A 22,615-nucleotide genomic window follows, 5' to 3' on the forward strand; every position below is an offset into this window, starting at 1 on the left:
TAATCCAGGACTATTGAGGAGTGAGCGTGGGATCGAGAAGGAATGAGTTGCCAGGCGGTGGCGCAGTGCTGCTCCTTGGTGGTCGCAGCGAGATAGGCCTCGAGATCGTCGCGCGTCTGGCGCCGGGACGCACGATCATCCTGGCTGCTCGGCGCAGCCACCAGCTGGAGTCCGAGCGGCAACGACTGCTGGACGCGGGCGCAGCCGCCGTGGTGTGCACCGAGTTCGACGCGGACGAGGTCGACAAGCACGAATCATTTCTCTCGTCGGTGGCGGCCGAACATGGGCCCTTGGCGGTCACGGTCCTGGCCTTCGGCATTCTCGGGGATCAAGAGCGCGCAGAGCGGGATGCAGGCCACGCCGTCCAGGTCATCCACACGGACTTCGTCGCCCAGGTGAGCGTGCTGACGCACCTGGCGAACCTCCTGCGGACGCAGGGGTCCGGTCGCATCGTGGTGTTCTCGTCGATCGCGGGTGTGCGGGTGCGTAGGGCCAACTACGTGTACGGATCCGCGAAGGCAGGGCTCGACGGCTTTGCCAGCGGACTCGGCGACGCACTGCACGACACGAAGGTGTCGCTGATGCTCGTACGTTCGGGTTTCGTGATCGGTCGGATGACCGAGGGCATGTCGCCCGCACCGATGTCGAGCACGCCCGGTCAGGTTGCCGACGCAGTGGTGGACGGTTTGAGGCGTGGGGCGATCCGCGTGACGGTCCCGGGGAAGCTGCGTTTGGCGTTCTTCGTGATGCGGATGGTTCCACAAGCAGTCTGGCGACGGATGCCGCGATGACGGAGATCGTTGTCGTGGGTATCGGCGCAGACGGCTGGGACGGTCTCTCGCCTGCCGCGCAGCGCGAGGTCAACGCCGCAGAGGTGTTGATGGGCTCGTCCCGGCAGCTGGATCTGGTGCCGGGTTCCGCCGCGAAGCGGGTTGCTTGGCCGTCGCCTCTTGTTCCCGCGTTGCCTGCCCTGATGGAGGAGTACGTCAACCGCTCGGTGTGCGTACTGGCGAGCGGCGACCCGATGTTCCACGGTATCGGCGTGACCCTCGTGGATCTGTTGGGTGCGGATCGGGTTCGGATTGTGCCGCACCCCTCGTCAGCGGCCTTGGCCTGCGCGCGAATGGGATGGGCCGCACACGAGACTCCGGTGCGGAGCGTGGTTTCTCGGGCGCTCGAGACCGTCCTACCGGATCTACGCGACGGTGGGCGCCTGCTGGTGCTCGGTCGCGACAAAGACACTCCGGTACGGCTATCCGCGTTGTTGGCCGCGCATGACTTCGGCGACACACGCATGACGGTGCTCGCCGAACTCGGGGGCGAGAAGGAGTCACGCATCGACGGCATCGCCCGAACGTGGGCACATGATCCGTCGACCGCTCTGAACGTGATCGCGCTCGAGTGCTGCGCCGACGTCGCTGCCAGCCGACGGGGGCGGTTGCCGGGCCTTCCGGACAGCGCCTACTCCGGGGACGGCCAGATGACGAAGCAGGAGATTCGGGCGCTGACTCTGTGCGCGCTGGCACCGGCACCGGGCGAATTGTTGTGGGACGTGGGTGGCGGCTCCGGAACCATCGCGATCGAATGGATGCGAACGCACCCGCGCTGTCGAGCGGTGTCGTTCGAGCGTGAGACCGACAGGTGCGACCAGATTCGAAGCAACGCGGTCGAACTGGGTGTTCCGGACCTGATTGTCGGCGGCGAAGCGCCCGCCGCGTTCTCGTCAGCTGGGCCGGTCCCGGATGCAATCTTCGTCGGTGGCGGTGCCACCCAAGAGGGGATGCTCGAGCGATGTTGGGCGACACTGCCTGAAGGCGGCCGTCTTGTCGTCAACGCGGTCACCGCAGAATCGGAAGCGTTGCTTCTCGCGTGGTATGCCGCGCACGGTGGTCAGCTACGCAAATTTCAGATGTATCGAGGTGAGCCGCTCGGCGAGTTCACCACGTGGCGACCGCAACTGCCTGTCGTGCAGTGGTCGGTGACGAAACGAGAGAAGGACGAACGACGATGACCGTGTACTTCATCGGTGCCGGACCAGGTGCGGCAGATCTCGTGACCGTGCGCGCGCAGCGGATCATCGCGAGCAGCCCCGTGTGCTTGTACGCGGGCAGTCTCGTTCCTACCGAACTATTGGCGGAATGCCCAGCGGATGCGCGGCTCATCGACACCGCACGACTGAGCCTCGACGAGATCGTTGCCCTCCTGGTCGAAGCGCACGAGGCCGGCGACGATGTTGCCCGGTTGCATTCCGGTGACCCGTCGATCTACAGCGCCGTGGCAGAACAAGCACGACGCCTCGATGCGGCGGGGGTTCCGTACACGATGGTGCCAGGCGTTCCCGCATTCACCGCCGCTGCCGCGTCTCTCGGGCGTGAGCTGACCGTTCCCGGTGTGTCGCAGTCGATCGTGCTGACCCGAGTGTCGACGTTGTCGACGGCGATGCCAGAGGGCGAAGACCTGCGCACTCTCGGCCGCAGCGGCGCCACGATGGTTGTGCACCTCGGAGCGCATCGTATCGAGCAGATCGTAGAAGAACTGTCGGACAACTACGGCACCGACTGCCCAGCAGCGGTGGTGGCATTCGCATCGCGTCCCGACGAAATCGTGTTGCGAGGAACGCTGGCGACTCTCGTCGGTCAGGTGAAGGAAGCCGGAATCACCAAGACCGCGGTGGTGATTGTGGGTGGAGTTCTTGCTGCCGAAGGATTTCCGGACAGTTACCTGTACTCCGCTACCCGTTCGCGCGGCACCCACTGACCGTGCCACGCATTCTGATTCTCGGCGGCACCGGGGAGGCTCGTGCGCTCGCTGCGACGCTCGCGGAAATACCAGACATGCAGGTGGTGTCTTCGCTCGCGGGGCGAGTGGCGAACCCGACCCTGCCGCCCGGCGAGGTCCGCACCGGAGGATTCGGCGGTGCGGACGGACTGGCGCAATGGATTCGGAAACAGTCGATAGACGCGATCGTCGACGCGACCCATCCTTTCGCCGCACGGATCACCAAGAACGCGGCGTTCGCAGCCGAGCAGTGCGGCATTCCACTCGTAGTGCTGCGGCGGCCCGAATGGTACGCGCCCGACAACGCGAACTGGAACAGCGTGTCCGATACCGTGGCCGCCGCGGAACTGCTTCCCTCGGTCGGAACCCGAGCGTTCCTCACGATCGGCAGGCAAGGGGTCGATGCCTTCGCTGGGCTGGACATGATGTGGTTTCTGATTCGCTCGATCGATCCACCCGAAGGGAAGATGCCTCCTCGATCGGAGCTGACTCTGGCCCGCGGTCCGTTCACGGTGACCGGAGAAGCCTCGTTGATGCGCCGGCACCGAATCGACGTGCTCGTCACCAAGAACAGTGGCGGCGAGCAGACCGCGGCGAAACTGGAAGCTGCTGGTCAGCTCGATATACCGGTCGTCGTCATCGAGCGCCCACCGCTGCCCGCCGGTGTGGCGACGGTGGTTGACGTGCCCGGCGCAGTCACGTGGATCGCATCCTTAACATAACAGACTGGTTGCGACACGGTGTCGAAGCCATCACAAAACCTCAGAACCGAACACGTATCACTTCAGTCACTCGGATAGTCGGCAGTCGAACGTCTATCACGTTGGCTGACAACGCAACGTTGCCGGCACGCCTATTTCCGCAGAAGCGGAGAGGATTGAGCCAGCATGATCCAACGCAGATCGAGAAAATTCACAGCGGGCCTGATCACCGTCGTCGGAGTGGTATGCGCCGCCGTGCTGGGGCTGGGCGCCGGAACCGCCGCAGCCGCACCACACAACTGGGAGAAGGTTGCGCAATGCGAAAGCGGCGGTGACTGGACCACGAACACCGGAAACGGTTTCTTCGGCGGATTGCAGTTCCTTCCGGAAACCTGGAAGTCCCACGGCGGTGAGGGGCTTGCATCGGAAGCGAGCAAGGCCGAGCAGATCCTGGTGGCCGAAAGGGTTCTCAAGACTCAAGGCCCGGGTGCGTGGCCGGTGTGCGGCCAGTACCTCACCCTTGCCGACCCCGGTGAAAGTGAGTCGGCCTGGGGTGGTTCGGCCGCAACCGGTTCCGACGAGGCGGATGCGATTGCTCGAACAGCTCTCGCCGGTGCGCGTGAGCTTGCCGCAGAGCGAGCGACGGGCCCGAGCTCCGAAGGATAACCAGCCCCCGTTGCCCGATCATTGCTTCAGCGCGTCGATCACTGCGGTAGTCGATTCGGCGATCACACTGTTGTCGGCCTTCACGTCGGGAAGACCGGTACTGCTGTCGGTGAGGAACACGAGGACGATCGGATCACCCTCCGGCGTCCACACGACCCCGGCGTCGTTGTTGGTACCGAACTTCCCTCCACCGGTCTTGTCAGCTGCAGTCCAGCCGGTCGGCAGGCCTGCACGGATGCGTTCATCCGAGGTGGTGTTGCCGCGCATCCATTCGACGAGCTGCTCGCGGGCGGAGCCGGTCAGACCGTCGCCCAGGAGGAGCTCCTCGTACCCCTCGGCCAACTCGCCGGGTGTGGATGTGTCACGAGGGTCGCCTCGGAGTGCCTCGTTGAGTTCGGGTTCCCAGCGGTCCAGGCGAGTGCTGTCGTCGCCCATGTCGCGGGCGATCGTGGTGACTGCGGGCGGCCCACCGATCTCCTCGAGGAGGTAGTTGCCTGCGGTGTTGTCGCTGCGAGTGAGCGCGGCCGCGGCCAGTTCTGCGAGGGTCATGGTGGTGCCCGCGGCCGGCTCCGTGACCGGTGAATACTCCACGATTTTCGCGGGGTCGATCATCACTTCTTTGTCGAGTGACGTCTCACCGGCGTCCTCGAGGCGAAGCACCTGCGCGGCCGCATAGGTTTTGAATGTCGAACACAGCGCGAACGATTCGTCACCGCGATGTTCGTACGACTCCCCGGTGACGGTGTTCAGGGCTGCCAGGCCGATGCGGGTGGAGGTGGAGTCTTCGAGGTCGCGCAGTACGGCGTCGAGTCGGGTGTGTTCGTCCGTGACATGAGCAGAGGTTGCTGTCGGCTCTGAAACGACGGGAGTGGTATCGGCGCTGGCGCACCCAGCGAGAAGGAGAGGGAGGGCGGCAGCGCTGGCAATGGCGCCACGAGATGCTCGCGAGTTCCATGTCATGTCGAACAATCTCGGGTCGTCCTTTGCCATTCACAAATACGATGACGGGGTTGGTGCGAGTCGGGAACGATATGGGTGCTGGTCTGCCTACGCGTATATGCGGTCTATCTCATGGACACGAAGAGACCCGACTACCTGGTTGAATGCCCTCCATGGATCTGATTCGGCATCTGAGCTTCTTCGTAGCGGTGGCGGAGGAAGGGCACTTCGGCCATGCCGCGGAACGGCTCGGTATGACGCAACCTCCGCTGTCGCAGGGTATGCGAAGACTCGAACAGCGGATCGGGACCGAGCTCGTTCATCGGGGTGCTCGTTCGGTGTTGCTTACCGAAGCGGGGCGAGAACTTCTTCCTCGTGCCCGCCTTCTGGTTGCGGATGCTGCAAGGTTTGACGACGAGGCACGTAGAGTGGCGGGCGGTCCCAGGGCAGTTGTCAGATGGGGGGTCAGTGCCGCTGTTCCGGACGAGGTGGTTGTCGGGTGCGTGAAAGCGCTCGGCGGTAATGACTCTCGCCGCGAAACGCGCGTGTCCACTATGACGGCCTCGACCAACGAACTCGTGGATGCGCTCCGTAACGGAGCCCTCGATGTGGCCGTAGTTGATCATCCCGCGATTGTCACGGGCCTCGAGTGCGGTCCCGTGCTCTCACTTCGTCGTTGGGTGGTTGTTCCCGAAGGCCACCCAGTCGCGATCGCACAGAAGCCGCAACTGCGAATGTTGCAGGGACTGAGCCTGACGACGCGGCCCCGATCCGACAATCAGCCTGGGCACGACCTACTTCTCGACCTTTTTCGGGCCAAAGGGATAGACCCGGAGGTGCGCGTCTCGAAGGACTTCCGCGATCTGGTTGGTCAGGTTGCCGCCGGCGGCTGTTTCGGCGTGACATCGGAGGCGCCGCGCTCGATGCCCGGTGTCGTGTGGGTCGACCTGTTGCGTCGAGGACTCGCTGCCCGAATGCGCATCGCGTGGAGGCAGGGTCACTCACCTGACATGGAGGTTCGGGCCCTCGATCGTGTGATTCTGAAAGCGGGACGATGACGACGGACACCGAGAAGAGCATCCTCGATGTCTTCGCCGATGCCGGATGCGTCGGGTGGCTGCACGCGCGCCGCATCGACACATCCGGAGGCACTGCGGGCGGGGAGGTTGCCGTCGGCGCGGATGACCTGGTGGTCACCGCATCGGTGTACAAGCTGACATTACTTCTGGCACTGTGTCGTTCGTTCGAGGCGGGGGAGATCGATCCACTGGCGCGTGTACGTGTCGAACCCGCCGACTGCACACCCGGCCCGACTGGCGTGTCGTTGTTTCGGGATCCCGTCACGCTCAGTTGGCGTGATCTGGCGACATCGATGATGACCGTTTCCGACAACGCGGCAGCAGATCTCATACTCGGGCAGGTGGGTTTGCCGAGCATAGAATCGATTCTGCTGGACGCCGGTCTCACACGCACACGCATCGTCGGTGGCACGGCCGACGCACATCGTGCGCTGGTGATCGATGCGCACGCGCACACCACCGCCGAGGCCTTCGCGTCTCTCGCGGACAACGATGAGGCATGGACCGTGTCGGCTTACGATCCGTCCTATGCAAGCGCAACGACGCCCCGAGAGATGACCGACCTGCTCGAGGCGATCTGGACCGACCGGTTGCTGTCTGCGGAGAAGTCGGCCTTCGTGCGGGAAATCATGGCAGCGCAGGTGTGGTCGCATCGCATTCGTTCCGGCTTCCCCTATGTGGACGTCACGGTGTCAGGAAAGACCGGAACGATAGGTGCCATTCGTAATGAGGTTGCGGTGGTGAACTTTCCGGGTGAAGCGCCGGTGGCGGTTTCGGTGTTCACGCGCGCTGCGCGTGCTGACCCGATGCTGCCACTGGTCGACCGGGCAATCGGCCGGGCAGCTCAGATCGCCGTGACGGAGCTCAGGTCCGGCAAGCTGGATTAGCGTCAATGGAAGGTTGACGAAACAGTGACGTCAACTTATGGTTGACGTATGAGCGGAACAGTGAAGATGAACAATCCAGTCCGACTCGATGAGCTGATCGACACGATCAAGCAGCTTCACCCGGACGCGCTGAGTCAGTTGTCCGACGCGGTGTTACTGGCGGATCACCTGGGTGATGTCGCGGATCACCTCATCGGGCACTTCGTCGATCAGGCCAGACGCTCCGGCGCATCGTGGACGGACATCGGAACGAGCATGGGAGTGAGCAAACAAGCCGCGCAGAAGCGGTTCGTTCCCAAAGGTCCTGCGAGTGGGGCGGAACTCGACCCGAACGAGGGTTTCAACCAGTTCACGCCGCGCGCACGCAATGTCGTGATGGCGTCGCAGAACGAGGCGCGCGATGCGGGCAACGACACGATCGTGCCCGACCACCTGGTACTCGGGCTGCTCAGTGAACCGGCAGGTATTGCGGCGCGGACGATTGTGAATCTGGGTGTCTCGCTCGACGATATCCGAAGTGCCGCAGCAGCGGAGCTACCGAATGCCGCCACGGACGTACCGACACTCATTCCGTTCGACTCCGGCGCCAAGAAGGCGCTGGAACTGACGTTCAGAGAAGCACTTCGGCTAGGCCACAGCTACATCGGCACCGAACATGTGCTGCTTGCACTGCTCGAGCACGAGAACGGGCAGGGCGTCCTGTCCGGCCTGGGCATCGCGAAGCCCGCGGCCGAGGCGCGAATCCTTGCATTCGTGGAGGAGGCGGCGCGCGCGGTAGCCGAGGATTGAGTGTGGGCGTCTATCCCGTGGTGGCTGCCAGTGCCCGCCGTCATACTCGAGCCCGTGCAGGTGGGGCGGCGCGTTGGGGGCTGCGGTCGGGGCCTGCTTGTGTGGGGAAGGAAGGGGCTGAATAGTCCCACTCGTTCGGAAGGGCTGCCTACACTGAGTCCGGTACTCCTGATGACCGAGGAGATGCGATGCATGGATTGCGAACTCTGTTCTGCCTGTGTGCAGCGCTGGCGTTAGCAGCGGCGGCGCCGGTCGTCACACCGGCCGTGGCGTCAGCAGACACATCCGCATCGGAGTGTGCCCTGCCGCTGCCGTACTACTCGGGAAGTAGGCCCCAAGGGGAAGTGTTCGGGTATCGAGTGTGCGAGACCAGCACTGCAGGGATGCGGGTGTGGACCCTTGGGCACGGGCCTGTGTGTGGTGGTGTCGTCCGTGTCGGGCTGGTCGCCTATGACGGCCGGCTGATCCAAGCGGGCGTCGGCTCACCTTCGTACACGATGCCCGAACCGAACCTTCCGCACTCGGTGCAGGTCACACTCCAATCGGGTCGGGGATTGTTCGACCAGGTCTCCGATGTGAGCATCCTTGCCTGCCGTGTCACCGCCACCGTGCATTGGACCAATCTGGACACCGGAGCTGCCGGTGCGGTGAGTCAGCTCCTGACCCCGTTCGCGCCGGAGCCTCCAGGTCCTCCCCGCAATGGCTACGAGCTGTACCTGCCCACCGGGCACGGACGCGTGCAGGTGGCAGTGGCGACCAACTTCCCCCACCTGGGTGCGGCGAGAACCATCCACGTTCCATGAATCCCAAGTTCCATGAATCGCTGAACGGCTCAGTTCGGGTAGCGGCGCGGGGTGAACACGCGCGATGCGTCACCGATCACCGTCGTTGTGGACGACCCCACGATCAACAGGCACCGCATGTCGACATCCGCGGGGTTCAGGTCGGCGAGGCGCACGACCCGCACGTTCTCCTCGGCACCCGCCACATCACGACCGATGACGACCGGGGTGTCGGGGGAGCGGTGCTCGAGCACGAGATCACGCATGGCCGCCACCTGCCAGGTACGTGATCTCGAGGCCGGGTTGTAGACGGCGAACGCCATATCGGCGCCGGCCACAGCAGAGATGCGTTGTGCCACCACATCCCACGGCTTGAGCCGGTCGGACAGCGACAACACGGCATAGTCGTGTCCGAGTGGTGCTCCGACACGACTGGCAACAGCGTTCGCCGCTGTCATACCGGGCAGGATGCGCACGGGAACGTCTCGCCATTGTTCGTCGGCAGCAACCTCGAGAACGGCGGCAGCCATCGCAAAGACACCAGGGTCACCCGAGGATACAACCGCCACACGCGAGCCGTTCTTCGCAAGATCCAGGGCCATGGCGGCACGTTCGGCCTCGACCCGGTTGTCGCTCGAATGGCGCCGTTGCCCGGGCCGGTGCGGAACACGGTCGATGTACGGGCCGTATCCCACCAGATCGGTGGCACGCGATAGTTCGTGCTGTACCTCTGGGGTGGTCCACCGCTGATCACCCGGTCCGAGACCGACCACGACGACCTCTCCCTTGCCTGAGTCATCGCTCAGGTCCGGGTTGTTCGACGGGCTGGGAACCACCGCGATGGAGAAGTACGGCACCTCGTCATCGGCAACATCGGCTGCAGCGGTGACCCGTTCCTTCTCGGTGCTCGCACGCTCCACGTATCGGGCCTCGTCCAACCGGCCCGAGTCGGTCAGCGCCTGCCGCACATGCGGGTACGTGCGCCCGAGCTTCAAGATCGCGGCAGCATCCGTCTCACGGAGACGTCGGGTGAGTTCGGCAGGCGGCAGTGTGCCGGGCAGCACGGTGAGGATTTCCTCGCCCTCCACCAGCGGGGTACCCAGCGTCGCGGACGCTGCACTGATCGACGTGACGCCGGGGACGATTTCGGCATCGAATCGGTGCGCCAGTCGTTTGTGCATGTGCATGTAGGAGCTGTAGAACAGTGGGTCACCCGCCGCGAGCAAGGCAACGGTGCGCCCCGCCTGCAGGTGTGCGGCAAGTTTTTCGGCTGCCTCTTCGTAAAACTCGTCCATCGCGCCCTGGTAACCGCCGGGATGGTCGATCGTCTCGGTGGTGACCGGGTAGACGAGGTGTTCCTCGATCTGACCTTCGCGCATGTACGGCGCGGCGACCCCGCGCGAGATGCTCTTGCCGTGACGGGCACTGTGAAAGGCAACGACATCGGCGTCGCCGATCACCCGGGCAGCTTTGACAGTGACCAGTTCCGGGTCACCGGGACCGATACCGACGCCCCACAATTTGCCGCTCATTCGACATCACTCGCAATCGCGTTGACCGCCGACGCGGTGATGGCGCTACCCCCGCGCCGACCGCGAACGACCAGGTACTCGATGTGACTCGAGTACTCGATGAGTGCCTCTTTCGACTCGGCGGCACCGATGAATCCGACCGGGCCACCCACGATTGCGGCGGGGCGGGGAGCCCCCGCCTCGATCATGTTCAGGAGGTGAAAGAGTGCGGTGGGCGCATTGCCGATCGCGACGACCGCGCCGTCGAGTTTGTCTCCCCACAGTTCCAGAGCTGCGGCGGAGCGCGTATCGCCCATCTTCTCGGCGAGGTCGGGAACCCTGGAGTCGCGCAGTGTGCAGACGACTTCGTTGTCCGCGGGCAGCCGCGTACGGGTGACCCCAGCGGCCACCATGTGTGCGTCGCACAAGACGGGTGCGCCGTTCTTCAGGGCGTCACGAGCTGCAGCGACGACGCCCCCGGTGAATGCGATATCCGCAGCCAGATCGACCTGGCCACTTGCGTGAATCATCCGGACCACGGCCTGCGAAACGTCCGTCGGAAACCTGTCGAGATCGGCTTCTGCACGGATCGTGGCGAACGACTGGCGGTAGATCTCTGCGCCGTCCCGGATGTACTCGATCATGGGCTAGACGATAGAGGTCCGCGGAAAGAGCGGGTCAGGGAGTCCGGTACTCGTATCCGGCGGTGGTCGCGACAATGTCCGTGACATCGGCGCGGGGCCGTCCGCACCGGCGATCGCAGCCCGACCAGTGTTGGTCGTCGGATACGGGTAGCTGATCTGCCTCGATAGCGGTGCGAACGTCGGCCCGAACGTCGGCCAGCGCCTTGTTGCAGCCGGGCTTGCCCGTGCACGCGGTGACGTGCAGCCAGGGCGAGTTCTCGTCGAAGATCAGGCCCATCGGTGCGAGGACGCGAACCACCTGCTCCGCCATGTGCTCGGTGAGATCGCACAGCAGCAGCGTCTTCCAGGGTGTGACGATCACAGGCCGTTCGACCGCTGCCAAGAATTCGGCCAGTCTGGCACCCAGAACCCCGAACGGCAGTGCGCCACCGAGGGTGACGAGGCCGTCGTCCTGACCGATCCACCCGATCGGTGCCGTCGGCTCAACGGCGGCACCGTCCGGGATGGCGGTAGGTGCCAGACCCAGCTCGGCCAGCACCCGGGTCGCACCGTCCTCGATTTCGCCGAGCCGCCACTCCGCCTCTCTGATCGATGCGAATACGTGCGCAGCCCGGATCAGCACCGACACCGCATCTGCGGTGCAGATCCGAACGCCGGTGTCGCGGCCGGCGAGGATCAGCGCGGACTGTGTGGAGTTCACCGCCTGGATCCCGAAATCACCGCCGCGAGGTGTGACATCGCCACGGCCGTCGTCGAGAGTGAACAGGACCCGGCCGGGCAGGCCGGCCAGTGCAGCCTCGGCGCACAGTGCCTGATCCAGGTCACGCACCAGGCTGCGCACATCGGATTCGCCACCGCTGCGGCCGCTGCGCGGTGACGCGAGGATATTCCGGACGCGCTCGTGGGTGAGCGACGGCAACAGCCCGGAGTCGGCTAGACGTGCGGCGAACTCGGTCGGATCGCTGACCGCGCGTAGCTGGATGTTTCCTCGGGAGGTGAGCTCGAGCTCACCGTTGCCCAAGGTGTGAGCGGCCTCCGCCAGCATCTGAACCTGCGTCGACGTGAGAATGCCGCCGGGCAGCCTGACCCGAGCCAACGCGCCGTCGGCAGCCTGGTGAACCTGTAGTGCACCAGGGCAGGCGTCGGGCTGAGAACGGGATCGGGCCATGCTCACAGGCTACTGCGGCACCCCGGTAGCATCACGAGCACTTGCGACTGCAGGAGAGGAAGCCGGTGTGAATCCGGTGCGGTCGCGCCACTGTGTGCCCGCTCGTTCAGGATGACGATCGGGCGAGCCAGACCCTCACCTGCGGCACACTCGACTCTTGCCACGGGGCGCGACACCCCAGGAAGGCTTCATCTCGTGATCCTGCTGCTTTCGACGTCCGATACCGACCTGCTCAGCGCCCGCGCCAGCGGGGCGGAGTACCGGTGGGCGAACCCCGCGCGCCTGCTCGTCGACGAAGACCTCCCTGCGCTGCTCGACGGCGTCGACATCGTCGTGGTGCGCATCCTCGGCGGACGCAGGGCGTGGGAAGAAGGCCTGGACGCGGTGCTGGCGTCCGGTATTCCCGTCGTGGCACTCGGCGGTGAACACGCACCCGACGCCGAACTGATGGAACATTCCACCGTCGCTGCCGGTGTTGCTGCCGAGGCGCACAACTATCTCGCCGAGGGTGGCGCAGACAACCTGGGGCAGCTGTACAACTTTCTGTCCGACACGCTGTTGCTCACCGGGCACGGGTTCGAACCGCCCGTCCACCTGCCCAGCTGGGGGCACCTTTCCTCTGTGAGTGAGAAGCGAGTCCAGGGACTCGTCAACCACTCACAGCCGAAGGTGGGGGTGTTGTACTACCGGGCGCAGCACCTGGCCGGGAACACGCGGTATGTGGAAGCGCTGTGCGAGGCGATCGATGCCGCCGGCGGCGACCCTATGCCGATCTACTGTGCCTCGCTGCGCACGGCTGAACCCGAACTGCTGAAGACACTCGGCGAGGCCGACGCCCTCGTGGTCACGGTGCTCGCCGCGGGTGGCACCAAACCCGCGACCGTCGGAGCAGGCGGAGATGACGAAGCCTGGGACGTGGCGGAACTTGCCGCGCTGGACGTGCCGATCCTGCAGGGTCTGTGCCTGACGAGCAGCAGGGCGGCATGGGAGGCGAACGACGACGGTCTCTCACCCATGGACGTGGCCACGCAGGTGGCAGTTCCGGAGTTCGACGGACGGCTCATCACCGTGCCGTTCTCGTTCAAGGAGATCGACGAGGACGGTCTTTCGACGTACGTACCGGACGCGGAGCGTGCCGCCCGCGTGGCGGGGATCGCAGTCCGTCACGCGCGCCTTCGCTCGATCCCGGCATCGGAGCGTCGGATTGCGCTGATGCTGTCCGCGTACCCGACGAAGCACGCACGCATCGGCAATGCCGTGGGCCTCGACACCCCGGCCAGTGCGATCAAGTTGCTCACCGAGATGAGGGCCGCCGGGTACGACCTCGGACCCGCAGGGGGTCCGGATGCTGTCCCCGGCTTGGCGGACAAGGACGGCGACGCACTGATTCACGCGCTCATCGCCGCCGGCGGGCAGGATGCCGACTGGTTGACAGCGGAGCAGCTCGAAGGCAATCCGATTCGCATCTCGGCGGCCCGCTACCGGGAGTGGTTCGCCACCTTGCCCGCCGAGCTGCGAGAGGGCGTCGAAGAGCACTGGGGCGAGGCGCCCGGCGAGCTGTTCGTCGACCGCTCACAGGACAGGGACGGCGAGATCGTGATCGCCGCGATGCAGTTCGGCAACCTGGTGCTGATGGTGCAGCCGCCCCGCGGATTCGGTGAGAAGCCGGTCGCCATCTACCACGACCCCGACCTGCCGCCCAGTCACCACTACCTTGCGGCGTACCGATGGATCGCCGCGGAACCCGAAGCGGGCGGCTTCGCTGCCGACGCGATGGTGCATCTCGGCAAGCACGGCAATCTCGAATGGTTGCCCGGTAAGACGGTGGGCATGTCCGCGACGTGCGGAACGGATGCAGCGCTCGGCGACCTGCCGTTGATTTATCCGTTCCTCGTCAACGATCCGGGGGAGGGGACCCAGGCCAAGCGCCGGGCCCACGCCACTCTCGTCGATCATCTGATCCCGCCGATGGCCCGCGCTGAAAGCTACGGCGACATCTCACGTCTGGAACAGCTGTTGGACGAGCACGCGAACATTTCGGCGCTCGACCCGGCCAAGCTTCCCGCGATCCGCCAGCAGATCTGGACGTTGATGCGCGCCGCGAAGATGGACCACGACCTCGGCCTGGACGAGCGTCCCGACGAGGACGTGTTCGACGACATGTTGCTGAATGTCGACGGCTGGCTGTGTGAGATCAAGGACGTCCAGATCCGTGACGGACTCCACATCCTCGGCGAGGCGCCGGTCGACGACGCCGAAGTCGAGCTGGTCCTGGCCATGCTGCGTGCGCGGCAGATGTGGGGCGGCGAACAGAGCGTTCCCGGTCTGCGTGAAGCATTGGGCCTCAGCGAAGACGGTGACGAGTCCCGCGGCCGAGTGGACGACATCGAGGCCACCGCGCATGCCCTTGTGAAGGGCATGTTCGACAAGGACTGGCACCCCGACGCCGCAGAAACCCTGACCGACGATCCGACCGTGCGACAGATCCTGAAATTCGCGGCGACCGAGGTGGTTCCGCGGCTGCGCGAAACGAACAACGAGATCGCGCAGGTGCTACACGCCCTGGACGGCGGATTCATCGCCGCCGGCCCGAGCGGATCTCCGCTGCGCGGATTGATCAACGTGCTGCCCACCGGCCGCAACTTCTACTCTGTCGACCCGAAGGCCGTTCCGTCCCGCCTGGCGTGGGGGACCGGGCAGGCGATGGCCGAATCATTGCTCGAGCGCTACCGCTCCGACCACGGCGAATGGCCGCGTTCCGTGGGACTGTCCGTCTGGGGAACGTCCGCGATGCGCACCTCCGGCGACGACATCGCTGAGGTGTTCGCCCTGCTCGGTGTGCGCCCCGTCTGGGACGAGGCGAGCCGGCGCGTGGTGAACCTCGAAGTGATCGACCTCGACGAACTCGGCCGGCCCCGTATCGACGTCACCGTGCGTATCAGTGGGTTCTTCCGCGACGCCTTCCCACACGTGCTGGCCATGCTCGACGACGCCGTACAGCTGGTGGCGGCGCGCGACGAGCCCGCGGATCAGAATTTCGTGCGCGCCCACGCGCAAGCCGACCTCGCGGAGCACGGCGATGAACGTCGCGCGACGACACGTATTTTCGGTTCGAAGCCGGGTACTTACGGTGCCGGTCTGCTGCAGCTCATCGACTCCAAGAGCTGGCGCGGCGACGCCGACCTGGCCGATGTCTACACCACCTGGGGCGGCTTCGCGTACGGTCGGGGCCTCGACGGAGTGCCCGCAGCGGACGATATGCGGTCCGCGTACAAGCGGATCACGGTGGCCGCCAAGAACACCGACACCCGTGAACACGACATTGCCGACGCCGACGACTACTTCCAGTACCACGGCGGCATGGTCGCCACCGTCCGCGCGTTGACGGGCACCGCACCCGAGGCGTACATCGGGGACAGCACCCGCCCCGAGTCGGTGCGCACGCGCACGTTGTCGGAGGAAACGTCCCGGGTGTTCCGTGCACGAGTCGTGAACCCTCGCTGGCTCGAAGCCATGCGGCGGCACGGGTACAAGGGCGCGTTCGAGATGGCCGCCACCGTCGACTACCTGTTCGGTTACGACGCCACCACAAACGTCGTCGCCGACTGGATGTACGAGAAGCTGGCGGAGTCGTACGTCCTGGACGAGACCAACCGTGAGTTCATGGAGAAGTCGAACCCGTGGGCTTTGCACGGGATATCCGAACGTCTTCTGGAGGCGGCCGAGCGCAAGCTGTGGGAAGCGCCGGAACAGAAGACGCTCGATCGACTGCGCGAGGTGTATCTCGAGACCGAAGGGGAACTCGAGGGCGACTAGGTAGCATCGGTGCAATGGCGATCCTGTACGACGCCGAACTTCGGCCGTCCAAACTCGAACTGATTGCAGCCTGGCTGCCCACCCAGGATTGGTACGGCGGGGCCACCGAGCCCCGGCTCGACGGTGTGGCGAGCTACCGATTCGACGACCCGGCAGGGGAAGTGGGCATCGAAACCCACCTGGTTCGCAGCTCGGACGGTGTCGTGTTTCAGATCCCGTTGACCTACCGCGGTGCACCGCTGGCGGGTGCGGAGCAGTGGCTCGTCGGCACCATGGACCACTCCGTCCTGGGGCAGCGTTGGGTGTACGACGCGGTCGGCGATCCCGTGTACACAGCGGCCGTCACATCGGTGATCGCCTCGGGAGGCACTGAGGCCGAGCAGTTCGTGAAGTCGGATGACGAGCTCAACCGGATTCCGAACACTGCACGGGTGGTCGGCATCGGTGGTGGTGCGCCCGATCCTGCAATTGTCACGGTGGTGCGTCGACCGGAGAGCGGCGCGGCTGACTCGAAAGGGCCACGACTCGAGGGGTACTGGGACGGACTGTCCGAACACGTTGCGCTCGTCGTCTTGTCGGAGGCATCCGCATGAGCGGCGCATCGAACCGAGCAGGGTTCGAGAAGATTGCAGCCGCGAAGTACGTTCTGCTCACGACGTTCCGGAAGGACGGGTCGCCGGTGGCCACCCCACTGTGGGCGGCACAGGACGGCGGCCGTCTCCTCATGTGGACGGTTACCGACTCCTACAAGGTGAAACGCATTCGCCGAAACCAGCGTGTGACGGTCGCGGTGTGCGACGCGCGCGGCAAGCCACGAGGTGAGCCCGTCGATGCGCAGGCCGAGATACTCGGAGCCGACGAGACCGACGTCGCCCGAGACGTCATCGCACGAAAGTACGGGATCCTCGGTTGGATCACGATAAAGGGCAGCCTGCTCCGTCGCGGCAGAACCGGAACCATCGGCCTGTCGATCACGTTGGTGCCGTAGGAGGCGATCCCGCATCGGTGGAGGCCATGTTCGGCCGACTCCAGTGACGCCCGGGAGTGGGTGCTGACATCATGAGTTGATGGTGCAGTTCGTCGAAGGCGTGAACCCAGACGATCGCGGCGCAACCAGGATCAACCACGCGATCGGGTTCGAACACACCCCGGAGTTCGAATCACACCTTGATCGGCTCCGAACCCGAAGGACTGCCGAGGCAATTCGGAAGGCCGTTCGGAGGGATGTTCCTGCAGCCCGCAAGCCTCCTTGCAACGATGATGGTCTCGTCGGGCGATCGGATGAGGAGTTCGTCTTCGCGCAGCATCAGAACCAGGATGTGGAGTTGATGCTGTCCCGACTGAGGGATTATCCCACCGGAGTCCGCTTCGATCTGATGGCACGTGAGCGCGATGCGGACAAAGACACGTCCATCGGCGAACGAATCAACCTCACACACCGACCCCGCAAGCATCGCGTCTATCTTGGAATCGTGCTTTCGGACGGCAAGATCGTCACCAATAGGAAGTGCACACCTCCCCAAGCGCCGGAGGATGACGACCCCACGACGCCTTGGCTGTATGGCGGTACAAGCTACAATCACCAATCCGAAACCGCCGCAACGTACTTTCTGAGTCCCCGACCTGAAGACGGCAGTGAGATGGTCTTCACGATCGCATACCCAGAGATCGGGATTCATCGCGCTTCCTCGATCACCATGGACTTCACGCGATTCATGCGCTCAGGGAAGTAGGCCTATTTGTAGATGTCGACGGCAATACTCGCAGGCAGTGGCAGCCGTGTGACGTGGATTTCGGGATGGTCGCTACCCACAAGCTGCGGACATGCGACTATGCGAGCGTGATGAACGAGAAGGCGCGTACGACTTTGAGTGCTGCCGCATTTGGTGGATTGCTGGGACTTGTCGCGGCGGGGGTGTGGGCATTCGATCGGCCGGCCGACGCGGACGGTCAGGCCTATGTTGTGTCGGACAGTGATGGCTTCTCGTCGTTCGTGTCACCGGCGGATCCGTCGTACACCGGTGGAGGTTTCACCGACTTCGTTCCGGCGTCGGAGCCCCGACTTCCGATTTCGCTCTGGATGGCATTGCCGACAGCGACGACCGGCGTGGGTGCAGCTACCGGCGCGATTGCAGCTACTGCGGGTGTGCGAGTGGTGAGGGTCCGCTCGGGTACATCCGGTATGTGAATTGATCGTTCACAGCGGTGAGTGGCCGCCACCGTTCACCGAACGGCGAACGCTGTCGCAAAACCGGGTTGCTCGGGGCCGAACCAGGAAGCAGATGCACTGGCACGCGGCGCGCACGAGTGGCATCGTGAAAACCATGAGTTCACCGGACAGTGCACGAGAAGGCTCGCAAGGCGAGTACAGCCTGGACGAGGACGACCAGCTCACCCAGGAAGACACCTTGGTCGACCGAGGTGTCGAGGATGCGCTCGACGAAGGGTATTCACCGCCGGATCGGCCTCTCGGCCTCGATGCGTACGGAACCACCGACGCCGAACAACGTGAGGGTGAGTCGTTGGATCAGCGGTTGGCAGAAGAGGTACCCGACGTTTCGGACGAGGGTGCGTCACCCGAGTTTCGCGACTACCGCGAAGTGGGTGACGCCCGATCGGGCCGGCTGGTCGCGGACGACGAAGGATCGAGGGAGGACACCGAGAAGGACATGGTCGCCGACGACGTCGGGATCAGTGGTGGTGCAGCCTCCGCGGAAGAAGCTGCCGTGCACGTGGTCGACGACGACTGACGCGACGGGTCAGTTCCCGATTTCGAGGTAGCCGTCGACCGCCGTGCGTTCCACCCGTTCGGTCGGCCCGTGTCTGCCCCCGTCCATCCGCGCAATCCTTGCGGTGCGTGGAGGAATGCCTGGCAGAGCTCGACGATCGCGCGGCCCGCAAGGACGCGGCCGGGGAAGTCGTGGGCGTGATCTCACCAATGCGCACGGCATCGATTTCTACGGTGGAGTCAGTCTCCGTAAAATGTCGATACATCGATCTCGTGCAGAGGAATCCACACCCCCGGTACCGGCGTGCCGGCTGCGACGCGAGTCTTGCGGGGCTTGCTCCTCAACGTGATTGCCAATGCGGGTTCTTCGTCCAGCTTGTTTGCCACGGCGTAGATCGTCGCCAGATGATGCACACACGGCGCGAGTCTTGCCGAGCAGTCGCAGGTAGCTGTGCAGTCGGACAGAGCAGGGGCGACCCCGATGCCTATCGAACTCAGAGCCGGGACGATGCTGTCCGGTAGCTCTCCGGAGGGTGCCGACCGGTCTGTCGTTCCGGCGCTGCGCAGAGCCCGGGTGACGGAGTCGAATTGCATTTCGTTCCAGAGCGGCACCACTATTGCGACAGTAGACACGACACCTTTCACGGTCACCTGCGCGCCGATACTTCCCGCAGAGAGACCGGTCAACACCACGGTGTTGTTACGCACGAGGCTACGTGCAGTGCTCAGCTTGGGCTTGGGCGCAGCTCTTTCGACTGTCCGCAACCATGCGCGACCCCACGCGGTTACTCCGAATTCGGCGGCCATCAGAGGATCACCGCGCCGTCCAACTCGAGGAGATCACGCAGTTCGGTATCGGGCAGCGTGGCGAACTGTGCCTCGAAACCGCCGGAAATCGAGTCGGCGACTGCCTTTTTGGATTGGTGCATGGCGGCGATGTGATCCTCGACGGTTCCTCCGGTGACCAAGGTGTGGACGTTGACGGTGCGCTGCTGGCCGATGCGGTGCGCTCGGTCGGTGGCTTGGTCTTCGACGGCAGGATTCCACCATCGGTCGTAGTGGACGACGTGGCTTGCCCGAGTGAGGTTGAGACCGAAGCCTGCCGCGCGCAGACTCAAGACGAGTACGGGTGAGGATTCTCGGCCGGTCTGGAAGGCGGCGACCATCTCATCGCGTTGTGACACACTCAGTCCGCCGTGGAGAAACGGAACATCCGCGATGCCCAACTCGGCCCCGAGGTGGGTCGAAAGTATCTCACCCATCGCCCCGTATTGGGTGAACACCAGAGCGCGGTGGCCGGAGTCGACCATTTCGGCGAGCATTTCTGTGGCGCGATCGAGTTTTCCCGAGCGTCCGCTCAGACCCTCCGTGTCACCGGTGATCTGCGCGGGGTGATTGCATACCTGCTTGAGGGTGGTCAGAAGGGCGAGGATATTGCCATGTCGCGCGATTCCGGTGCCCAGCCCGGAATCGAATGCCTTCGTGACGGCGGAGCGATAGATTCGGGCTTGCTCCGATGTGAGGGTGCAATTGACGGTTGCGAACTGTTTCGGCGGAAGATCTTTGGCAACAGTGTCCTTGGTTCGGCGCAGGATGTAGGGGTCGATGATGGCGGACAACCGAGACGCAGCGGTGGCGGAGCGGCCCGATTCGATCCGTGCGGCGAAACGCTCACGGAATCGTGCGCGGCTGCCCAGAACGTTCGGGTTGGCCACGCGGAACAGCGACCACAGCTCGTCGAGGCGGTTCTCGACGGGTGTACCGGTCATGGCGACGGTGATATCGGCGCGCACACGCGCTGCGGCCTTCGCGACGAGCGAGGTGGGGTTCTTGATCTGCTGTGCCTCGTCGAAGATCACCGAACTCCAGGATATCGGCTCCACGTGCTCGACGTCGGAACGTAACACGCTGTAACTGGTGACCACGATGGTTCCGTCGACCAGACGTTCAGGCAGTTCGCGGTCTGGTCCGTGATGGATGTGGAGCGGAAGGTGCGGTGCGAACCGCTGGATTTCGCGGCGCCAGTTGCCGATGACGGAGGTGGGGCAGACAACGAGGTGGGGCCCACACCCTGTTCGGATGGCCATCATCGAAATGGCTTGCAGGGTCTTTCCCAGGCCCATCTCGTCAGCGAGAATTCCGCCGCCGTAGGCGGACAACGATTTCAACCAGGCGACGCCCTGAACCTGGTAGGGCCGCAGCGTTGCCTGGATTCCGGAATGTCCTAGTTCGTCGAGGACTGTCGTGGCATCGTTGAAGTCCTGCACAGTGGAGTCGGCACTTCTGATCGCCGTGTCGTTTCGATGGGTCGCGGCATGACCTGCCGTGGGCATGTCCGGTGAGCGTCCGGTCTCGATCACTCGCTTCCACGCTCGCACGGATGCTCCGAGACCGGGGTGATCGATATCGAGGTGTCGTAGACCGTCCACCGCTACGTCGAATTCGATCAGCTGGGTATCCACATCGCGTACTGCGATGCCGCCGTCGCCATCCGGAACAGCCATCCGGGACACGGCTGACGAGCTGGTGGTAAACCCCAAGTCCGAGAGTTCCGCTGCAGAATCGGGTGCGCCCCAGAACGCGAAGGACATCTGCTCAGGTAGGTACGTCGCCTGCAGACGGAGCGGGGTTGGTTGATTCACGGTCGCCGACGGTAGTCGGGTTCGGGGGCTTACCGCCAACGAAAACGTCGGGAAAACCCGCAGTTCAGCTGTGGTATTTCCGACATTGACGAGCCGCGACGACCTCGTTAGTGAAATTCCTGCTCCGGCGATGCGCCATCGATTCCGGTGCTCGGTGTCACTCGGGACGCCGCGAGGTGGCCGCAACGGTCGCCAGTACAACAGTCACAGTTGCCGCGACCACACCCCATGGCAGAGGTGATGCCACTGCCGCCAGCGGGGGATCGGCGGGGTAGCCGTGTGTCCACCCGTAGTCACGAAGAACCGGCGCCGAGACCGCAAACAGGGTGATGGTCATAGGCATCAAGGCGCCGGTGAGTACGATCGGCCGCGCCACGGGCATACAGGAGGCAACAGTCAGGCCCACAGCGAACGGCAAGACGAGAGCGTAGGCGCTGATCGGCACGACGTCGAGGGTCGCGTTGCCGGACAGCGCACCGGTCACGGTTACCGTGGCGATCAGCAGCATCCCCGTCGACTGTGCCGGCCGGAACCACCCGATCGCCGCCCCTACGACCAGAAGTCCGACGCCAGCCATCACCAGCCACCACGACCCGGCGAAGTATCGCAGTTCGTTGACCGACGACGCCGCGACCGCGAGCCCGGCCAACAGGAAATGGCCATCACGGGTCGGGAGCCACCGAGTCGAGGCGAGTACCGCCGCGCAGGTGAGGCCCACCGCCACGATCCACGAGACGGTGCTTGCCGATACCGACCCCAACCACGCGTACAGGAAGATGAAGCTCAGGGGAAGCGCCACGCCCACAAGAAGACCGCACCGAGGTTCCTCGGGTTTGCTGCCGGGGCGTTCGAGGAGCGCGACGACGCCGATGACGAGCGCAGCGGCTGCGGCGACAAGAACCGGCACCGCAGCCGGCACCGTCGTCGGATCATCCGGCAGCGTGACCGACCACCGCGGTAGCCGGGTGCGCCACAGGGTGGCGGCGCCATAGAACAGGTTCGTTCCCAGGACCCCGACCGCGACGGCGATCAGCGCCGCGCGCCTGCCGGCCGCCGTTCGTACAGCGGCCCCGAGCAGCATGCCCGCCCCGACAGCGTTGAGAGTCACAGCTGCCGAGGCGGTCACAGCCACGAAGGCGGGCAGCGCGATGACAACCCCGCCCGCTGCCGCGGCCAGCGCTGTGAGCAGCCGGGCCCACCGCACGGACAGCACCGCGAGCACGCCGACGGCGGTGACCGCAGCTACGGTTCCTGACCATTGCGGCGTTACCAGCACCGACCACGCACCGTTGCCTGCGAACTCGTGATCCTGGACAGCCGATTCGCGGAAGGTGAACGCCGCAACCGCGCCACCGATGAAACCGGAGACACTCGACCCGAATCGACCGACCACGCTCATCCGAAGATTCTCCTTGCGGTCAGGCATCCCCTGCAGGATCGGCATACCGTGCTGGTCCAGTTCACGGTCGGCACGTCGGCATCACT

Annotated in this window: 22 protein-coding genes; 15 read left to right on the top strand and 7 right to left on the bottom strand. The window is 64.7% G+C overall.

Going from position 1 to position 22,615, the window contains the following annotated elements:
* Positions 1-20: 20 nt before the first annotated feature.
* The 5 genes from ACZI8Q_RS00505 to ACZI8Q_RS00525 all read left to right on the top strand — a co-directional run bounded on the left by ACZI8Q_RS00505 (position 21) and on the right by ACZI8Q_RS00525 (position 4,145).
* Positions 21-791, top strand: coding sequence for an SDR family NAD(P)-dependent oxidoreductase (locus ACZI8Q_RS00505; RefSeq protein WP_463371538.1), 771 nt, complete (start codon positions 21-23; stop codon positions 789-791).
* Positions 788-2,011 carry a precorrin-6y C5,15-methyltransferase (decarboxylating) subunit CbiE gene (gene cbiE, locus ACZI8Q_RS00510; RefSeq protein ID WP_463371539.1) on the top strand — a complete coding sequence of 408 codons (1,224 nt, stop codon included), beginning with the start codon at positions 788-790 and terminating at the stop codon, positions 2,009-2,011. The genes ACZI8Q_RS00505 and cbiE overlap by 4 nt, the downstream gene beginning before the upstream one ends.
* Positions 2,008-2,757, top strand: coding sequence for a precorrin-4 C(11)-methyltransferase (cobM, locus tag ACZI8Q_RS00515; protein WP_463371540.1), 750 nt, complete (start codon positions 2,008-2,010; stop codon positions 2,755-2,757). The genes cbiE and cobM overlap by 4 nt, the downstream gene beginning before the upstream one ends.
* Positions 2,758-2,759: 2 nt before the next feature.
* The gene (locus ACZI8Q_RS00520; protein WP_463371541.1) at positions 2,760-3,500 is read left to right on the top strand and encodes a cobalt-precorrin-6A reductase; all 741 of its coding nucleotides are present in this window, start codon (positions 2,760-2,762) and stop codon (positions 3,498-3,500) included.
* A gap of 165 nt (positions 3,501-3,665) precedes the next feature.
* Positions 3,666-4,145, top strand: a complete 480-nt coding sequence (locus ACZI8Q_RS00525; RefSeq protein WP_463371542.1) for a transglycosylase family protein — start codon at positions 3,666-3,668, stop codon at positions 4,143-4,145.
* 18 nt (positions 4,146-4,163) lie between these two features.
* Here the strand turns inward: ACZI8Q_RS00525 and bla are convergent, their stop codons facing one another.
* On the bottom strand, positions 4,164-5,135 hold the full coding sequence (gene bla, locus ACZI8Q_RS00530) for a class A beta-lactamase (protein ID WP_463371543.1): 972 nt from the start codon (positions 5,133-5,135) through the stop codon (positions 4,164-4,166).
* Between the two features lie 113 nt (positions 5,136-5,248).
* On the opposite strand from bla, the gene ACZI8Q_RS00535 reads away from it, so the two are divergent.
* The 4 genes from ACZI8Q_RS00535 to ACZI8Q_RS00550 all read left to right on the top strand — a co-directional run bounded on the left by ACZI8Q_RS00535 (position 5,249) and on the right by ACZI8Q_RS00550 (position 8,642).
* Positions 5,249-6,142, top strand: a complete 894-nt coding sequence (locus tag ACZI8Q_RS00535; RefSeq protein ID WP_463371544.1) for a LysR family transcriptional regulator — start codon at positions 5,249-5,251, stop codon at positions 6,140-6,142.
* Positions 6,139-7,050: a serine hydrolase gene (locus ACZI8Q_RS00540; RefSeq protein ID WP_463371545.1), complete on the top strand. Its 912-nt coding sequence runs from the start codon at positions 6,139-6,141 to the stop codon at positions 7,048-7,050. The genes ACZI8Q_RS00535 and ACZI8Q_RS00540 overlap by 4 nt, the downstream gene beginning before the upstream one ends.
* 48 nt (positions 7,051-7,098) lie before the next feature.
* Positions 7,099-7,839 carry a Clp protease N-terminal domain-containing protein gene (locus tag ACZI8Q_RS00545; protein WP_463371546.1) on the top strand — a complete coding sequence of 247 codons (741 nt, stop codon included), beginning with the start codon at positions 7,099-7,101 and terminating at the stop codon, positions 7,837-7,839.
* 188 nt (positions 7,840-8,027) lie between these two features.
* A complete protein-coding gene (locus ACZI8Q_RS00550) occupies positions 8,028-8,642 on the top strand; it encodes a hypothetical protein (RefSeq protein ID WP_463371547.1) in 615 nt (204 codons plus the stop codon).
* A 29-nt stretch (positions 8,643-8,671) separates the two neighbouring features.
* On the opposite strand, the gene cobJ is transcribed toward ACZI8Q_RS00550, so the two are convergent.
* From cobJ to cobG, 3 genes are read right to left on the bottom strand one after another with little or no spacing between them, the layout of a single operon-like run.
* A complete protein-coding gene (gene cobJ, locus ACZI8Q_RS00555; protein WP_463371548.1) occupies positions 8,672-10,153 on the bottom strand; it encodes a precorrin-3B C(17)-methyltransferase in 1,482 nt (493 codons plus the stop codon).
* Positions 10,150-10,776 carry a precorrin-8X methylmutase gene (locus ACZI8Q_RS00560; RefSeq protein WP_463371549.1) on the bottom strand — a complete coding sequence of 209 codons (627 nt, stop codon included), beginning with the start codon at positions 10,774-10,776 and terminating at the stop codon, positions 10,150-10,152. The genes cobJ and ACZI8Q_RS00560 overlap by 4 nt, the downstream gene beginning before the upstream one ends.
* 34 nt (positions 10,777-10,810) lie before the next feature.
* Positions 10,811-11,944 (bottom strand): precorrin-3B synthase, encoded by a 1,134-nt coding sequence (cobG, locus tag ACZI8Q_RS00565; RefSeq protein WP_463371550.1) that lies wholly within the window; start codon positions 11,942-11,944, stop codon positions 10,811-10,813.
* A 195-nt stretch (positions 11,945-12,139) separates the two neighbouring features.
* On the opposite strand from cobG, the gene ACZI8Q_RS00570 reads away from it, so the two are divergent.
* The 6 genes from ACZI8Q_RS00570 (at position 12,140) to ACZI8Q_RS00595 (ending at position 18,510) form a co-directional block, all read left to right on the top strand.
* The gene (locus tag ACZI8Q_RS00570; protein ID WP_463371551.1) at positions 12,140-15,760 is read left to right on the top strand and encodes a cobaltochelatase subunit CobN; all 3,621 of its coding nucleotides are present in this window, start codon (positions 12,140-12,142) and stop codon (positions 15,758-15,760) included.
* Positions 15,761-15,774: 14 nt separating this feature from the next.
* Entirely contained in the window at positions 15,775-16,353 is a 579-nt protein-coding gene (locus ACZI8Q_RS00575) for a CG0192-related protein (RefSeq protein ID WP_463371552.1), read from the top strand.
* A complete protein-coding gene (locus tag ACZI8Q_RS00580) occupies positions 16,350-16,748 on the top strand; it encodes a PPOX class F420-dependent oxidoreductase (RefSeq protein WP_463371553.1) in 399 nt (132 codons plus the stop codon). The genes ACZI8Q_RS00575 and ACZI8Q_RS00580 overlap by 4 nt, the downstream gene beginning before the upstream one ends.
* A 79-nt stretch (positions 16,749-16,827) precedes the next feature.
* Complete coding sequence (locus tag ACZI8Q_RS00585; protein ID WP_463371554.1) at positions 16,828-17,493, top strand: hypothetical protein; 666 nt, start codon at positions 16,828-16,830, stop codon at positions 17,491-17,493.
* A gap of 65 nt (positions 17,494-17,558) precedes the next feature.
* Positions 17,559-17,948 (top strand): hypothetical protein, encoded by a 390-nt coding sequence (locus ACZI8Q_RS00590; RefSeq protein WP_463371555.1) that lies wholly within the window; start codon positions 17,559-17,561, stop codon positions 17,946-17,948.
* Positions 17,949-18,084: 136 nt separating this feature from the next.
* The gene (locus tag ACZI8Q_RS00595) at positions 18,085-18,510 is read left to right on the top strand and encodes a DUF5709 domain-containing protein (protein WP_463371556.1); all 426 of its coding nucleotides are present in this window, start codon (positions 18,085-18,087) and stop codon (positions 18,508-18,510) included.
* Positions 18,511-18,728: 218 nt separating this feature from the next.
* Here the strand turns inward: ACZI8Q_RS00595 and ACZI8Q_RS00600 are convergent, their stop codons facing one another.
* The 3 genes from ACZI8Q_RS00600 to ACZI8Q_RS00610 all read right to left on the bottom strand — a co-directional run bounded on the left by ACZI8Q_RS00600 (position 18,729) and on the right by ACZI8Q_RS00610 (position 22,556).
* Entirely contained in the window at positions 18,729-19,295 is a 567-nt protein-coding gene (locus ACZI8Q_RS00600; protein WP_463371557.1) for a hypothetical protein, read from the bottom strand.
* A complete protein-coding gene (locus ACZI8Q_RS00605) occupies positions 19,295-21,130 on the bottom strand; it encodes a DEAD/DEAH box helicase (RefSeq protein WP_463371558.1) in 1,836 nt (611 codons plus the stop codon). The genes ACZI8Q_RS00600 and ACZI8Q_RS00605 overlap by 1 nt, the downstream gene beginning before the upstream one ends.
* A 157-nt stretch (positions 21,131-21,287) precedes the next feature.
* Positions 21,288-22,556, bottom strand: a complete 1,269-nt coding sequence (locus tag ACZI8Q_RS00610; RefSeq protein ID WP_463371559.1) for a hypothetical protein — start codon at positions 22,554-22,556, stop codon at positions 21,288-21,290.
* Positions 22,557-22,615 lie beyond the last annotated feature (59 nt).

The organism is Rhodococcus quanlei, assembly GCF_055231015.1.

Excerpts from the sequence above, each read along its gene's own strand:
- cobM (WP_463371540.1), top strand. The coding sequence starts at position 2,008 with ATGACCGTGTACTTCATCGGTGCCGGACCAGGTGCGGCAGATCTCGTG.
- ACZI8Q_RS00600 (WP_463371557.1), bottom strand. The coding sequence starts at position 19,295 with ATGGCCGCCGAATTCGGAGTAACCGCGTGGGGTCGCGCATGGTTGCGG.
- ACZI8Q_RS00545 (WP_463371546.1), top strand. The coding sequence starts at position 7,099 with ATGAGCGGAACAGTGAAGATGAACAATCCAGTCCGACTCGATGAGCTG.
- bla (WP_463371543.1), bottom strand. The coding sequence starts at position 5,135 with ATGGCAAAGGACGACCCGAGATTGTTCGACATGACATGGAACTCGCGA.
- ACZI8Q_RS00540 (WP_463371545.1), top strand. The coding sequence starts at position 6,139 with ATGACGACGGACACCGAGAAGAGCATCCTCGATGTCTTCGCCGATGCC.
- ACZI8Q_RS00575 (WP_463371552.1), top strand. The coding sequence starts at position 15,775 with ATGGCGATCCTGTACGACGCCGAACTTCGGCCGTCCAAACTCGAACTG.
- ACZI8Q_RS00535 (WP_463371544.1), top strand. The coding sequence starts at position 5,249 with ATGCCCTCCATGGATCTGATTCGGCATCTGAGCTTCTTCGTAGCGGTG.
- ACZI8Q_RS00580 (WP_463371553.1), top strand. The coding sequence starts at position 16,350 with ATGAGCGGCGCATCGAACCGAGCAGGGTTCGAGAAGATTGCAGCCGCG.
- ACZI8Q_RS00550 (WP_463371547.1), top strand. The coding sequence starts at position 8,028 with ATGCATGGATTGCGAACTCTGTTCTGCCTGTGTGCAGCGCTGGCGTTA.
- cbiE (WP_463371539.1), top strand. The coding sequence starts at position 788 with ATGACGGAGATCGTTGTCGTGGGTATCGGCGCAGACGGCTGGGACGGT.
- ACZI8Q_RS00560 (WP_463371549.1), bottom strand. The coding sequence starts at position 10,776 with ATGATCGAGTACATCCGGGACGGCGCAGAGATCTACCGCCAGTCGTTC.
- ACZI8Q_RS00525 (WP_463371542.1), top strand. The coding sequence starts at position 3,666 with ATGATCCAACGCAGATCGAGAAAATTCACAGCGGGCCTGATCACCGTC.
- ACZI8Q_RS00595 (WP_463371556.1), top strand. The coding sequence starts at position 18,085 with ATGAGTTCACCGGACAGTGCACGAGAAGGCTCGCAAGGCGAGTACAGC.
- cobJ (WP_463371548.1), bottom strand. The coding sequence starts at position 10,153 with ATGAGCGGCAAATTGTGGGGCGTCGGTATCGGTCCCGGTGACCCGGAA.
- ACZI8Q_RS00610 (WP_463371559.1), bottom strand. The coding sequence starts at position 22,556 with ATGCCTGACCGCAAGGAGAATCTTCGGATGAGCGTGGTCGGTCGATTC.
- ACZI8Q_RS00585 (WP_463371554.1), top strand. The coding sequence starts at position 16,828 with ATGGTGCAGTTCGTCGAAGGCGTGAACCCAGACGATCGCGGCGCAACC.
- cobG (WP_463371550.1), bottom strand. The coding sequence starts at position 11,944 with ATGGCCCGATCCCGTTCTCAGCCCGACGCCTGCCCTGGTGCACTACAG.
- ACZI8Q_RS00590 (WP_463371555.1), top strand. The coding sequence starts at position 17,559 with ATGGTCGCTACCCACAAGCTGCGGACATGCGACTATGCGAGCGTGATG.